The organism is Microbacterium sp. JC 701 (assembly GCF_021026215.1).
Taxonomy (GTDB): domain Bacteria; phylum Actinomycetota; class Actinomycetes; order Actinomycetales; family Microbacteriaceae; genus Microbacterium; species Microbacterium algihabitans.
This window is the reverse complement of sequence record NZ_JAJNCV010000001.1, coordinates 795,665-810,375: the sequence shown is the minus strand read 5'-3', so window position 1 is coordinate 810,375 and position 14,711 is coordinate 795,665. Positions and strand designations below refer to the sequence as shown.

The 14,711-nt window shown below is 69.9% G+C and carries 11 protein-coding genes; all 11 read right to left on the bottom strand.

Annotation, left to right across the window (positions count from 1 at the left end; genetic code table 11):
- Positions 1–103: 103 nt before the first annotated feature.
- Positions 104–2,017 carry a DUF4012 domain-containing protein gene (locus LPW41_RS03810; protein ID WP_144829769.1) on the bottom strand — a complete coding sequence of 638 codons (1,914 nt, stop codon included), beginning with the start codon at positions 2,015–2,017 and terminating at the stop codon, positions 104–106.
- 114 nt (positions 2,018–2,131) lie between these two features.
- Positions 2,132–2,416 carry a hypothetical protein gene (locus LPW41_RS03805; RefSeq protein WP_144829772.1) on the bottom strand — a complete coding sequence of 95 codons (285 nt, stop codon included), beginning with the start codon at positions 2,414–2,416 and terminating at the stop codon, positions 2,132–2,134.
- A 131-nt stretch (positions 2,417–2,547) separates the two neighbouring features.
- A complete protein-coding gene (gene tuf, locus LPW41_RS03800) occupies positions 2,548–3,741 on the bottom strand; it encodes an elongation factor Tu (protein WP_144829775.1) in 1,194 nt (397 codons plus the stop codon).
- 161 nt (positions 3,742–3,902) lie between these two features.
- Entirely contained in the window at positions 3,903–6,017 is a 2,115-nt protein-coding gene (gene fusA, locus LPW41_RS03795) for an elongation factor G (RefSeq protein ID WP_144829778.1), read from the bottom strand.
- Positions 6,018–6,104: 87 nt separating this feature from the next.
- Positions 6,105–6,575 (bottom strand): 30S ribosomal protein S7, encoded by a 471-nt coding sequence (gene rpsG, locus LPW41_RS03790; protein ID WP_144829781.1) that lies wholly within the window; start codon positions 6,573–6,575, stop codon positions 6,105–6,107.
- Between the two features lie 5 nt (positions 6,576–6,580).
- On the bottom strand, positions 6,581–6,949 hold the full coding sequence (gene rpsL, locus LPW41_RS03785) for a 30S ribosomal protein S12 (RefSeq protein ID WP_013584051.1): 369 nt from the start codon (positions 6,947–6,949) through the stop codon (positions 6,581–6,583).
- Positions 6,950–7,299: 350 nt separating this feature from the next.
- Positions 7,300–8,202: a hypothetical protein gene (locus LPW41_RS03780; protein WP_230704164.1), complete on the bottom strand. Its 903-nt coding sequence runs from the start codon at positions 8,200–8,202 to the stop codon at positions 7,300–7,302.
- On the bottom strand, positions 8,199–9,794 hold the full coding sequence (locus LPW41_RS03775; RefSeq protein WP_230704163.1) for a DUF5684 domain-containing protein: 1,596 nt from the start codon (positions 9,792–9,794) through the stop codon (positions 8,199–8,201). The genes LPW41_RS03780 and LPW41_RS03775 overlap by 4 nt, the downstream gene beginning before the upstream one ends.
- On the bottom strand, positions 9,791–12,253 hold the full coding sequence (locus tag LPW41_RS17000) for a transglutaminase domain-containing protein (RefSeq protein ID WP_230704162.1): 2,463 nt from the start codon (positions 12,251–12,253) through the stop codon (positions 9,791–9,793). The genes LPW41_RS03775 and LPW41_RS17000 overlap by 4 nt, the downstream gene beginning before the upstream one ends.
- 44 nt (positions 12,254–12,297) lie before the next feature.
- On the bottom strand, positions 12,298–13,674 hold the full coding sequence (locus LPW41_RS03765; RefSeq protein WP_230704161.1) for a DUF58 domain-containing protein: 1,377 nt from the start codon (positions 13,672–13,674) through the stop codon (positions 12,298–12,300).
- 42 nt (positions 13,675–13,716) lie between these two features.
- Positions 13,717–14,682, bottom strand: coding sequence for a MoxR family ATPase (locus LPW41_RS03760; protein WP_144829790.1), 966 nt, complete (start codon positions 14,680–14,682; stop codon positions 13,717–13,719).
- Positions 14,683–14,711 lie beyond the last annotated feature (29 nt).

Here is a 14,711-nt window from a genome sequence, read left to right as displayed (position 1 = left end):
AGAGCAGCCTCCATCATTCGGGAGCGGGTCGAAGCTCGCTGGCGTACGAGACAGTCACACTACCGGCCCACGGGGAGCGCCCCGCGCACGGCCGGTACATGCGTCACTGCCCGAACAACGAACCGCACGAGGCGTCGACGGTCACCGAGGTGTCGGTGGCGGTCGGCGAATGCCGCAGCTCGAGCGGGCCGAGCGGACCGTCGGGCAGCTTCACGGTCGAGGTGAGCGTACGGGTCTCCCCCGTCGGCAGCACGACCAGTCGGTTCACCGCGGTGTTGCCCTTCTCCGTGCCCGACCGGTCGAAACCGCCCCGATCGCTCGACGCGGGATCGGTCGAGACGATCTCTCCCCCGGGAGGGGCGAAGAACAGCACGTTCAGCATCATCGAGGTCGCGGGCAGACCGTTCGCCGCGTTGCGCTCACCCAGCGTGTAGGCGCTGCGCCCCTCCGTCGGCACCGAGCTCGACAGAGTGGTCGTGGTGGTGATGGTGCGCGCGGTGGGGTCGCAGACGGCGGACACGGACTGGGTGAGGTAGTACTCGAGCTTTCCGACCGAGTAGTCGTTCAGATAAGTGCCCACCTGCGTCTTGACCGTGTTGTCGGCGCGCAGGCCGCCGTCGAGGCCGACCTCGGTGACCAGCTGCTGCGCCTCGGGAGAGGTGAACGAGAGATTGATGCGCTTCTCTTCGGCCGACTGCGTGAGTGCGTCGAGCATCTTCGTCGGGTCCCACTTGGTCGAGGTGAGGTGACGGAAGACCTTGTCGGACACGGCGGCGAAGAACGCGTCCGAGCTGCGCGCCGTGGGGAACTTCTGGTACGCGTCGCTCAGCAGCACCTTCACGGCGTTGTCGCCGTTGATCTGCTGACCCGCGACGTCGACGGGGCCCGCGACCTGGAGCATGTGCGAGAGCACGACGGGGTCGATGGAGATGACACCGTCGAACCGGCCCCCGTTCACCTCCGTGTAGGCGTCGCTGAAGAGCTGCGCCGTCGTCGGGAAGTCCGGCGTCATGGTGTTGTCCTGCGAGTAGTGCGCGAACGACGAGGGGTACAGCGACATGGTCTCGGCCGGGAGGTCGGTGAACTGCACGCCGGCGCCCTCGGGACCGTAGAACGTGCTCGGTCCGCCCTGGTCGAGCAGCGAGAACGCACCCTGGTCGACGTCCATGATGATGTTCGCGGAGGGGTTTCCTCCGGTCGCGCGGCTCTCGGCGTTGTTCTGGAAGACCACGAGGTACTTCTTCGGACCGTTCGCCCCCGCGATGTCGAGAAGAGTCGGCAGATACCGGTTCGCGATGTCGAGGGCGGGCGCTGCGCGATCGACCACGTCGCGGATCTCGTCGACGGGACCGCTGACGGGCGAGAGCAGCTGGTCCGAATCGATGCCGTCGGTCTCGGCCTTGGCCGCGCTGAAGGCTTGCGACATCGCCGGCAGGGCGTCCTGCGCCTGGACGAAGGGCTGCAGGTTGATGCCGCCGCCGTCGAGGGTCAGCTTCGACAGGTCGGTCTGCGCGAGCATCTGGATGCCGGGCGGAAGGGCGTCCTTCACAAGGATGTCCGCGGCGCGGGTCACGCGGGACACGGCGTCGATGTTCACCCCGACGACCGGGAACTGCGCGGCCATGTCCCACAGGGGGGTGTTCACGGTGGCTGCCGCACGCGAGGTGCGCTCGCTCAGGTCGGCGGCCGCCTGCTGGAGCCCGGCCTCGTCACGGGCTTCGGCGAGAGGACCGAGGCTCGAGATCGACGACTTCGCCGCCAGCAGGTCGTCACGCACGTCGAGTGCCTGCACGGCGAGGGTGGCGCCCAGGATGCCGGCGAAGGCAGCGGCGCCGCCGACGACCCCGAACACCCCGCCGACGACCCACGGCCACACGCGGCGCCGGGGGGCGTCGTCTTCGTCGTCGTACCGCGACCGACGCGGGGGGTCGTCCGTCGGCGTCGAGTCGAAGACGTCGAGGTCGGAATCTCCTCGCGTCGCCTGACTTCTCGCATCTCGTCGCAGACGTTCACCCATGGGATGAATTCTAGTTGAGGCTCCCTGGACGTCCTTGGGGCGCGATTGCGCTCCGCGGACACCCGCGGGATCGCCCCGACGAACCGGGCCGCGTCGGCCCCCGCGGGAGACGGCTCAGACGAAGGGCAGGGCGATCAGGATGCCGGCGGCGACGCACGCCGACGTGAGCCCGCCGACCACCGGCATGGCCGTGGCGCGTCCGCGGCGACCGACGACGAATCCGATGACCGCGAGGACCACGCCCACCGCAGCGATCGCGAGGCCGGTGCCCACCGCCTGCGCGACGACGGTGCCCGAGCCCGCGAGCAGAAGCACGGCGACCCCCACGACGGGCACCGCGACGGCGGCGATCGCGAGGAGCAGGGACAGCACACCGAGCAGACGGGACAAGGAATTCACCCGAGCGACTCTACCGGGCGGCTCGCGTGCGCCCCGGCCGGAATGCTGTGGGGGGGGGAAGAGATGTCCCCCGGGAACGACAAAGGCCGGGCCCGAAGGCCCGGCCTGTGCCGAGTGAAGTCTGGAAGGACTTACTTGACGATCTTGGTGACGGTACCGGCACCGACGGTGCGGCCACCCTCACGGATCGCGTAGCCGAGGCCCTCTTCCATGGCGATCGGCTGGATGAGCTCGACCGACATCTCCGTGGTGTCACCGGGCATGACCATCTCGGTGCCCTCGGGCAGCGTGATGACGCCGGTCACGTCGGTGGTGCGGAAGTAGAACTGCGGGCGGTAGTTCGTGAAGAACGGGTTGTGACGGCCGCCCTCTTCCTTGGACAGGATGTACGCCGTGCCCTCGAAGTTGGTGTGCGGGGTGACCGAACCGGGCTTGACGATGACCTGGCCACGCTCGACGTCGTCACGCTTGGTGCCGCGGAGGAGCAGACCACAGTTCTCGCCGGCCCAGGCCTCGTCGAGCTGCTTGTGGAACATCTCGATACCCGTGACCGTGGTCTTCTGCGTCGGGCGGATGCCGACGATCTCGACCTCGGAGTTGATCGCGAGGGTACCGCGCTCGGCGCGACCCGTGACGACCGTTCCACGACCGGTGATGGTGAAGACGTCCTCGATGGGCATGAGGAACGGCTTGTCCTTGTCACGCACCGGGTCGGGGATCGACTCGTCGACGGCTTCCATGAGCTCGACGATCGAGTTGACCCACTGCTCGTCACCCTCGAGAGCCTTCAGGCCCGAGACGCGCACGACGGGGGCGTTGTCGCCATCGAAGTCCTGCGACGACAGAAGCTCGCGAACCTCGAGCTCGACGAGCTCCAGGATCTCCTCGTCGTCGACCATGTCGCTCTTGTTCAGCGCGACGAGCAGGTACGGCACGCCGACCTGCTTGGCGAGCAGAACGTGCTCACGCGTCTGAGCCATCGGGCCGTCGGTGGCGGCGACCACGAGGATCGCGCCGTCCATCTGAGCGGCACCGGTGATCATGTTCTTGATGTAGTCGGCGTGACCGGGGGCGTCGACGTGAGCGTAGTGACGCTTGGGGGTCTCGTACTCGACGTGCGAGATGTTGATCGTGATGCCGCGCTGACGCTCTTCGGGCGCCGAGTCGATCGACGCGAAGTCGCGCTGAACGTTGGTGGCCGACGGGAACTTGTCGGCGAGCACCTTCGAGATGGCAGCGGTGAGCGTGGTCTTGCCGTGGTCGACGTGACCGATCGTTCCGATGTTCACGTGCGGCTTGGTCCGCTCGAACTTGGCCTTAGCCACTGGGTCCTCCTCAGGACGTTGGTTGCGACGTCTCGGGCACTGGATTGCGACCGATTCTTCGCGGGGATGGTTCTCAGATTACTAGAGAGTCGGTATTCAGTTTGAGCGGATGCCGGGAACCCGAGCAGAACCCGGGATTCCCGGCATCCGTGAGAGCGGTGTTACTCGCCCTTGTTCTTCTGGACGATCTCGTCAGCGACGGCGCGAGGAACCTCGGCGTAGCTGTCGAACTCCATCGAGTACACGGCGCGGCCCGAGGTCTTCGAGCGCAGGTCGCCGATGTAGCCGAACATCTCGGACAGCGGGACGAGCGCCCGCACGACCTTGACACCCTGGGCGTCTTCCATCGACTGGATCTGCCCGCGACGCGAGTTCAGGTCGCCGATGACGTCGCCCATGTACTCCTCGGGAGTACGCACCTCGACCGACATGAGCGGCTCGAGGATGACGGGGTTGGCCTTGCGGATCGCTTCCTTGAAGCCCATGGAGCCGGCGATCTTGAACGCCATTTCCGAGGAGTCGACGTCGTGCGACGCGCCATCGAGCAGGATCGCCTTGACGCCCACCATGGGGTAGCCGGCGAGCACGCCGACGTTCATGGCGTCCTGGAAGCCCTGGTCGGTCGGCGAGATGTACTCGCGCGGGATACGACCACCGCTGACCTTGTTCTCGAACTCGTAGGTCTTGTCGGCCGTGACCTCGAGGGGCTCGAGCGCGAACTGGATCTTCGCGAACTGACCCGAACCACCGGTCTGCTTCTTGTGGGTGTAGTCGTGACGCTCGACGGTCTTCTTGATCGTCTCGCGGTACGCCACCTGCGGCTTGCCGACGTTGGCCTCGACCTTGAACTCGCGCTTCATGCGGTCCACGAGGATGTCGAGGTGCAGCTCGCCCATGCCCTTGATGACCGTCTGGCCGGTGTCGTTGTTCTGCTCGACACGGAACGTCGGGTCTTCTTCGGCCAGCTTCTGGATCGCGAGACCCAGCTTCTCCTGGTCGGCCTTGGTCTTGGGCTCGATCGCGACCTCGATGACCGGCTCGGGGAACGTCATCGACTCGAGGACGACCTGGTTCTGCGCGTCGCAGAGGGTGTCGCCGGTCGTGGTGTCCTTCAGGCCGATGACCGCGTAGATGTGGCCGGCGGTGACCGAGGGAACCGGGTTCTCCTTGTTGGCGTACATCTGGAAGATCTTCCCGATGCGCTCCTTCTTGGACTTCGTCGAGTTGACGATCTGCGCGCCCGAGTCGAGGTGACCGGAGTACACGCGGATGTAGGTCAGACGACCGAAGAAGGGGTGCGTGACGATCTTGAACGCCAGCGCGGTGAAGGGCTCTTCACGATCGGCGTGCCGCTCGATGATCGTCTCTTCGTTCTTCGGGTCGTGCGCCTCGATGGCCGGCACGTCGAGGGGCGACGGCAGGTAGTCGATGACGGCGTCCAGCATGGGCTGCACACCGCGGTTCTTGAACGCCGAGCCGCAGAGCACCGGGTAGATCTCCGAGTTGACCGTCATCTTGCGGATGGCGGCCTTGATCTCGGCGACGGTGAGCTCTTCGCCGCCGAAGTGCTTCTCGAGAAGCTCCTCGTCGGTCTCGGCGACGGTCTCGAGGAGCTCTTCGCGGTACTTCGCGACGACGTCGGCCATGTCGGCCGGGATCTCCTGGATGTCGTACTTGGCGCCCATGGTGACATCACCCTTGGCGTCGCCCGCCCAGACGAGTGCGCGCATCTCGACGAGGTCGACGACACCGATGAAGTCGTTCTCGACGCCGATGGGCAGCTGGATGACCAGCGGCTTCGCCTTGAGCTTGTTGATGATGGTGTCGACGGTGAAGTAGAAGTCCGCGCCGAGCTTGTCCATCTTGTTGACGAAGCAGATGCGGGGGACGTTGTACTTGTCGGCCTGACGCCACACGGTCTCGGACTGGGGCTCGACGCCCTCCTTGCCGTCGAAGACGGCGACGGCGCCATCGAGCACGCGGAGCGAGCGCTCCACCTCGACGGTGAAGTCGACGTGACCGGGGGTGTCGATGATGTTGATCTGGTTCTTGTCCCAGAAGCACGTCACAGCAGCGGAGGTGATGGTGATGCCACGCTCCTGCTCCTGCTCCATCCAGTCGGTCGTCGAGGCGCCGTCGTGGGTCTCGCCGATCTTGTGGTTGGTTCCCGTGTAGTACAGGATGCGCTCGGTGGTCGTCGTCTTGCCGGCATCGATGTGCGCCATGATGCCGATGTTGCGGACCTTGGTCAGGTCGGTGAGCACGTCTTGTGCCACGGGTGTCTTCCTTACCTGTTGGGAGGTTGATGCCGGGCCCATCGGGGTGTCCGTGACCGGGATGCGGTCACGGACACCCCGCGGGTTTTACCAGCGGTAGTGCGCGAAGGCGCGGTTCGACTCGGCCATCTTGTGGGTGTCTTCGCGGCGCTTGACCGCGGCACCGAGGCCGTTCGAGGCGTCGAGGATCTCGTTCTGCAGACGCTCGGTCATCGTCTTCTCACGACGACCCTTCGCGTAGCTCACGAGCCAGCGCAGCGCGAGGGTGTTCGCGCGGTGCGGCTTGACCTCGACCGGAACCTGGTAGGTCGAGCCACCGACGCGGCGGCTCTTGACCTCGAGGGTGGGACGGACGTTGTCGAGCGCCTTCTTCAGCGTGGCGACGGCGTCCTGGCTGTTCTTCGCCTCGACGCCCTTGAGGGCGTCGTAGACGATCGACTCGGCGATGGACTTCTTGCCGTCGACGAGGATCTTGTTGACCAGCTGGGTGACGATGGGAGCGCCGTACACCGGGTCGTTGACGACGGGACGCTTCGGGGCGGGACCCTTACGAGGCATTGTTCTCAGCCCTTCTTCGCGCCGTAGCGGCTACGAGCCTGCTTACGGTTCTTGACAGCCTGGGTGTCGAGCGCACCGCGGACGATCTTGTAACGGACACCGGGGAGGTCCTTCACACGACCACCACGGACGAGCACGAGCGAGTGCTCCTGCAGGTTGTGGCCCTCACCGGGGATGTACGCGGTGACCTCGGTGCCGTTGCGCAGCTTCACGCGGGCGACCTTGCGCATCGCCGAGTTCGGCTTCTTGGGGGTCGTCGTGTACACGCGGGTGCACACGCCGGCCTGCTGGGGGTTCGACTTCAGCGCGGGAGCCTTGGTCTTCGAGACCTTCGGCGAGCGGCCCTTGCGAACCAACTGCTGAATGGTTGGCACGTTCTCTCCTTGATTGGCTGGGCGATCCTCTCGGGCGCCCAGGGTGCTGCACGGTGACAGCGTCGTGTCTCCCCCGCCATGTCGGTCATCTTGCGATTCGTGACGTGTCGGGCTCACGTGTGATCCACCCCGCGACAGAATGATCTGACGCGATTCGTGGTGGATATGCCGTGGGGGCGACCTGTTCGCAGGCCGATCCCTGAGATGGTGCGAGCGTTGATCCGTACGACCCGCCCGAGGGCATGACGCACGGCGCGCGTGAACGCACACCCGGTCAATGATACGCGTTCTCCGGGGGCGCGGCAAACGATCACGGGCCCTCCGGCTGGGAGTGTGCCGGATGCCGCTCCTCAGCCGAGCAGCAGCGCCCCACCCACGACCGCTGCCGCCACGATCACGACGACGACCAGGGCCAGCACCACGAGGCGGCCTGTTCCGCGGCGCTCGGAGCGCGGGCGGACGACGGACGCGTCGGACGCGGACGCACGGGGGACGGGGAGCGCGCGTTCGACGCGCACGGGTCCGTCGGTACGGGGCGCGTAGACGTCGCTCCGGAGGGCGGTCGGCACGTGCGCTTCGCGCGAGACGACGGGCGGCAGGGGCGCCTCGGAGGGGCCCGGACGCGCCGCCGCCTCGCGCCGGCTCCGACGGGACCCCGCGGCGGTGTCGTCGTCGCCGCGCGCGGGCGCGGCGCGCGGGCGGGTGTCCTCGTCGACCCCCGCCGACGCGGGGCCGGGGCGGCGCCGGGTCGCGTCGTCGAGGTCCGTGGCCGCCGCGGGGGCGGGGCGACGGATGGTCTGGTCATCGAGGTTTGAGAGCGCCGGGGGCGCGGGGCGACGGATCGTCTCGTCGTCGACGCGGTCGACCCCGGCCGGGGCACGGCGCACCGTCGCGTCATCGAGGTCCGGGACCGCCGGGGACGCGGGGCGACGGAGCGTCTCGTCGTCGAGGTCGGGCGCAGCAGCGGAGGGCCGCGCTGCACGCCGCGGTGCGGTCGTGCCGATCCCGTCGTCGTCCGTCGTCGAGACGAACGTGTCATCGGCGGCTCGAGCGCGCCCGGACAGCACCGTGTCGGCATCCGGTTCGGTATCCGGTTCGACTTCCGGTCCGGCGGCGTGCACACGCACGGTGTCGTCGTCGACCTCCACCGCCGCGGCGTCGTCGTGCGCCGGAGGAGTCGGCCACGCGCGCAGACGCCCGGCCCAGAGGGTGACCTCGTCGGGATCGTCGGGACGGTCGTTCGGGCCGCTCACGCGCTGCTCCGCGCGAGCCGCACCTCCGCGTCGCCGAGGAAGAACCGCTCCCCCGCCTCGATCTCCTCGCCGGGAGGGGCTTCGACCTCGGTGCCCATCAGCGTGGCGAACAGGACGCCGTTGGTGGAGTCGAGATCGGTGACGAACCACGTCTCGCCGCGCAGGTGCAGGCGCGCGTGGGTCTTCGAGACCGTTCGGGTCTCATCGACGATCGACACGAGCTGCGCGTCGGGGAAGGCGGTGTCGGCGGCGGGGCGGCGCCCCAGGATGACGACGGTCGACGTCAGATCGATGGGCGCCCCGCTCGGAGGCACGAGGGCCCACGGGATCCGCTTGCGCTTGGTCACCACCGTGCGGTCGAGGGCGTCGAAATCGTCGTCGTCGGATGCCACGGCCGGCACCTCGGGTCGCGTGTACAGCGACGACACCGACGTGCGTGCGGAGCGCGGGGAGCCGGCATCCGGAGCATCGGGAACCGCGGAGACCGCCTCGGAGAGCTCGGGGAACTCGTCCGCCGGCGCGGGTGCCGACGCGCGCGGCGCGGGTACGGGCTCGGGGGCGGGCCGGGTCAACGGCACCTCGGCGATCGGGGCCGCCGCGTCGGAGTGGGTCGTGCGGCGCGCGGGCGTCACCCACGGGGCGATCGGGTGGGACTGTTCGTCGACCGTCGGGGGCGCCGGGGCGGGCTCGGCCGGCGCGGGGGTCCACGCCGAGGGCTCGCCGGGGATCACCAGCGCACGGGTCGACGCGTCGTCGTCGGCCGCGGACGGCACGGCACGGGCGGCGCTGCGGGACGAGTCGTTGTCGTCGGCACCGTCGCGGAGGGCGTCGAGCACCTCGAAGACCGAGGATCCGTGTGCCGCGGCGGCGGCCGGGCGCTCGGCGGGCGCGATCTGCTCGTCGGAGACGGCGGGCGTGGGGCGACGGCGGTCATCGAACTCCGCGGGACGCAGACCGGGCGGAGGACCCCATCCACCGGACGCGGGCACGGCATCGGCGAGCGAACCGGTCGGAGCGGCGAACGGCACGATCACGGGCTCGGACACCGGAGCGGGCTCGGCGGGCGCGTCAGCGGCATCCGGAACGTGGTCTTCGGCGTCGCGGCTGCCGTCGCCGGGACGGGACTCGGGTGCGGGGGTCCATCCGCCGACCAGCGGAACGTACGGCCCCTGGAAGTCCTGGCCGCGGCGAACGGGGGCCGACTGCTCGTCGGGACCGCGGGGCGCATCGCCCTCCCACCGCGCGGAGCCGAAACCGAGGATGCTCGCCCACACGACGGGGAAGATCGCGCCGACCACGGTCATGCCCGCACCGGCGCCGAAGCCCACCGTGATGCGGTGCACGGCGATGATGAAGAGGATCACGAAGGTGAGCGTTCCGAACAGCGGAACCAGGTTGATGAGCACGAACCACGGCGAGAACCCGCCGAGCTTCAGCACGGTGGCCACGTTCACGATCGGGACCCACGCCTTCCAGACCGGCTCGCCGGTCTTGCGGAACACCGCGGCAAGGGCGAGGGCGAACCACACGTACACGACGACGACGAGAGCGAGAGAGCTCGCGCCGAGAACCACCATGGTCGAATCGGTCATGTCGTGTCGCGTCCTCCCGGGGCGGTGGGACGCTTCCCCCTCTCGTCGCGATGCGGGGATCTCGTGCGCGGGGAGCGCGGAGCGAGGAACCGCAGGAACGATCTCAACGATACGGCCGCGCGCACGCGCCGCCAGAAGCCTCGCTGACGCACCAGCACACGCCGCTCGGCGTCGACGATGCTCCAGAACTCCGCCACCTCGTCGGCCGTGACCGCACCGCCCGCGAACACGGCGCGGTCGGCGTCGTCGGCGAGCCGTGCCCCCGACGGGGTCGCGAACGCGTCGGCGACCTCGCGTCGGGTGGGGGCGCGCGGCACGGTGCGACCGGCATCCACCCCGGCGTCGACGTATTCGTCCCATCCGCCCGCGATCGCGGAGCGGGGGTCGGGGTCGCGGCGCCGACCGCGGCGGCGCACGGCCTTGGCGATCACGACGGCGAGGAAGGGACCGAACACGATGAGAAGGGCGAGCAGCGCGAGACCCGTCACTCGCAGGATCGGCCAGAGCCACGCGAGATCGACGCCGTCGTCGGCGCGCTGATCGTCGTCGAGGGAGTTGTCCTCCTGCACGGGCTCGGGCGGAACGACCTCGTCCACCGTGTCGGGGCGCACCTCCGTCACGTTCTCGGGATCCTGCTGCTGGGTGACCTCGAGGCTCGGCGACTGCTCCCACTGCGGGGTCACGTCGATCGGCGTCCACCGGCCGTCGTCGCCCTCGACCTCGGTCCAGGCGACCAGATCGCGCGCACGGCACTCCCCCGCCTCGCACGTCGGAAGCGCGCTGTCCGGCGACGACAGACGCGTTCCCACCACGACGCGGGCCGGGAAGCCGAGTTCGTGCGCGATGAGCGCCGTCGCCACGGCGAACTGCTCGTCGTCGCCGACGGCGGCCACGTAATTTCCGGATGCCGCGGCCCGGGGGTCGTCCTCACGTTCGAGCAACCGCTCGAACATGCGGTCGATGCGCGCCAGCGAGTGACCGGAGGCGCTGGGCTGCAGCTGGTACCCGGGCAGGTCGGCGGTCCAGGCCGGGGGCGCGGCCCCCTCCGGCGCGAGACTGTGGCTGAGGTAGCCGCGCTCGCGGAGCAGCTGCACGAGCGCCTGCAGGGCCGCACCGTCGGATCCATCGGCGTGCTCCTCGACCCAGCGGCGGAGGTTGTCGCCCCCGGCCGTCGCGCCGACGGCCCCGGGAGGCGTCAGGGAGGCGAGATCGTCGGGCGCGGCCTCGACCGCGTCGATCCGGTAGGAGTCGCCCGGTTCGAGTCCGCCGTCGGCCGTCTGCACGCCCGCCTCGGCGTCGGCGCTGTAGTAGAAGCGGTCGGCGAGCTGCCCGCGGCGCTCGCCCTCGAAGGTCGCCGCCACCAGGCTCCCCGCGGTGGGCATCCAGATGCCGCCCAGATCGGCGATGTCGACGTCGGCGGAGACGGAGCGGCCCGTGCCCGCGTCGCGGGTGGACGGCAGACGCACGAAGCCCGTCCCCTCGTCTCCCGAGGCGCGGAAGATCTCGCCGTCGTAGGCGTCGAGGGTGGCGATGCGGATGCGCTCCGGCAGGGCGCCGTCGTCGCTGCGGACGCGGAACAGCACGTCGTCGCTGCGGGCGTCGGAGAACATCGCCCGGTACTGCGCGAGCGGGCTGACCGCCTCGGCGATGAGACGCTGCGGACCGGCCGCCGATCGCAGCACCTGACGGTCGGCGTCGCGAGAGGCCCACGGCACCACCGCGATCGTCGCGACGATCGCGACGACGATCATCGCGACGCCGAGCGCTCCGCGCCGGGAGTCGGTGCGCGAGCGACCGCGCGACACCTGCACCGCTGTCACGTCGGCAGCCCTCCGCAGGGCGCGGGCGCGTTCGTCGCGCGCACGCCAGGCCAGCCAAAGCACGGCCGACAGCAGAGCGCCGAGTCCGACGGCGGTCTCGACCGGAGCCGGCAGCGACACCGCCCCGAGCGAGAGCGGAGCGCTGGTGGAAGTCCGGCCGAAGAACAGCCCGAACCCGGTCATCGCCAGGCCCGGCACCACTGCTGCGGGAGCGCGCCGGTCGGTGCGAGCCGCGAGGGCCAGTGTGAGGGCGGTACCCACCAGGAACACCACGAGCGCCGGGACGAGCAGATTGCGGTACGCGCCGACCGGCAGGTCGACGGTGACCAGGTCTTTCCACGCGACGACGACCCCCGCGAAGGCCTCACCCAGCCCACGCAGCACGTCGAGCGGCGAGGTCAGTCTCGAGGGGACGGCGAGCGGCACCGCGAGCACCGCGAACGCGCCGACCAGCCCGGCGGCGAGCACCCACCCTCCGCCGCGCCGCCACGCGGCGAGCGCGACGACCGCCGTCGCCACCAACGAAGACACCAGCACGAGCAGCAGGAACGACCCCGAGGCGTACACCGGCCACGCCGCGACGGCTGCGAGGGCGACCGACACCGCGGTGTACGCCGATGCGGCCACCCACCGGGTCACGGAGGACTCCCGCGTCCGCGTCGGGCGCTCGCGACGACCGGCGCTCACGAGGTGGCTCCGCGCACGAGCAGACCCGACAGGTCGTCGAGGGTTCCGATGGTGAGGACGGTGAGTCCCGCGATGCTCTGCATGCGCGGGTGTGCCCGCTCGTCGCAGATCACCGCGGCGACGGCGGTGTCGGCGGGGAACGCCAGGGCGGCCTGGCGCAGGCGGGCGAGGGGCACGGCGGACCCGACGACGACGAAGGCGATCGACAGACGCTCGTTGGCCTCGGCGGCGAATCGGCAGACGTCTTCGACCGGCATGGTGTTCTCGTGCCGCTGCACGGCGCTGAACCCGTCGAGCATCGCCCGAGGCGAGACGATCGGCACATGGCGGATGGCGCGCAGGCGCCCCTTGACCACACGCGGGATCTCGGAACCCGTGACGATGTCGATGTCACGGGCATCGCGCACGGCACGCAGGCCCAGCGAGGCCGCGGCCGACACGGCGAGCTCGTACTCGTCGGCATCCGCGTACTCCTGCGTCGCGGCGGCGAACACGACGGCCATGCGCGAGCGTCGCGACTCCTCGTACTGCCGCACCATCAGCCGGCCCGTCTTGGCCGTCGACTTCCAGTGCACCTGACGACGGGAGTCGCCCGGGACGTACTCGCGGATCGCGTGGAACGACATGTCGGCGTCGACGAGGCGGCGGGTCGCATTGCCCTCGAGGTCGCGGACGAGCCCCGCGCTGGTGGACGGCAGGCCCACCGTGCGGGGGTGGACGAACAGATCGTGCACGTCGTCGAAGGCGTGCTCGCGGCGGAGCAGCCCCACGGGGTCGCTGCGGACCGTCGTCACCGGTCCGACGCGCACCACACCGCGGGGCAGGGGCGGGATCTCGAGCGGCTCGGTCGTGCTCTGATCCGGGCGCAGCAGGGGCACCCCGAACTCCACGAGCCCGCGACCGACGGGGATGTCGAGACGACCGGGCAGGGCGGGACGCGCGCTGACGTTGCGCACGACGATCTCGCCGGTCACCCCCGTGCCCGCCACGACCCGCTCGTGGGTGAGCGAGAGGTCGACCTCGTACGCGCGCGCACCGAAGAGGAAGGGCACGGCCATCGCCAGCAGCAGCAGCGCCGCGGTGCCCGCGACCATCCACTCCACCCATCCGAAGAAGATCCCCAGCAGCAGACCGATCGTGGCGGCCGCGACGACCACGGCTCCGGCCGGGCGAACGGTGCGTCCCGCCCAGCGGACCGCGGCCCGCGCGGCATCCGTCGCCACCCGCCACCACTCGGCGATCCGCACTACCGTCCGCACGATGCGACGCTGACGGCGCGCGGCCGTGGAGGTGATCGAGGTGCGTGAGCCCGTGGCCATCGTGGACGCGGAGGCGCGCGTCAGACGGGACTCGGTGAGGTTCACATCGGGCACGGGTCACCTCCCCGGCTCGCGGATGCCACGGCGACGGTCACGTCAGGCGCTCTCGCGCTGCGAGGGCGGAACCGTGTCGAGCAGGACCTGGCCGATGACGGCCTCCTGCGTCACCCCGTCGAACTCCGCCTCGGGGTGCAGGATGAGGCGGTGCGAGAGCACGGCCACCGCGAGCGCCTTGACGTCGTCGGGGGTGGCGAAGGTGCGCCCCTGGGCGGCCGCGCGGGCACGAGTGGCGCGGGTGAGCGCGAGGGCTCCGCGGATCGACACGCCCAGACGCACCTCGTCGGCCGTGCGCGTGGCGTCGACCAGGCGCGCGATGTAGTCGAGCACGAGGGCGTCGACGTACACGGATGCCGCGAGGTCGGCCATGCCGACGAGGGCCTGGGGGGTGATGATCGGGCGCAGATCGGCCGTGGCCGTGGCCGCGCCGTCGAGGATGCGGACCGTCGCCGCGTGATCGGGGTAGCCGAGCGAGGTGCGCAGCAGGAAGCGGTCGAGCTGCGCCTCGGGCAGGCGGTAGGTGCCGGCCTGCTCGACGGGGTTCTGCGTCGCGAGCACGAGGAAGGGCACGCCGACCTCGCGGGAGACGCCGTCGATGGTGACCTTGCCCTCCTCCATCACCTCGAGCAGGGCCGACTGCGTCTTGGGGCTCGCGCGGTTGATCTCGTCGGCGAGCACGATGTTGGCGAAGATCGGGCCGGAGTGGAACTCGAACGATCCGGTCTTCTGGTCGTACACGGTGATGCCGGTGATGTCACCGGGCAGCAGGTCGGGGGTGAACTGGATGCGGGTGTTGGTGCCCTGCACGGTCTGCCCGACGGCACGCGCGAGGGAGGTCTTCCCCGTGCCCGGCACGTCTTCGAGCAGCACGTGCCCGTCGCTGAGCATCGCCGTCAGCACGAGCTCCACGACGTGACGCTTGCCGAGGACGGCGCGCTCGACGTTGTCGGCGATCTGCGAGAAGGTCTGGGAGAACCAGGTGGCCTGCTCCTGGGTGATCGTCATGTCGGTGCGTTCTTCCTGTCGGGGGATGG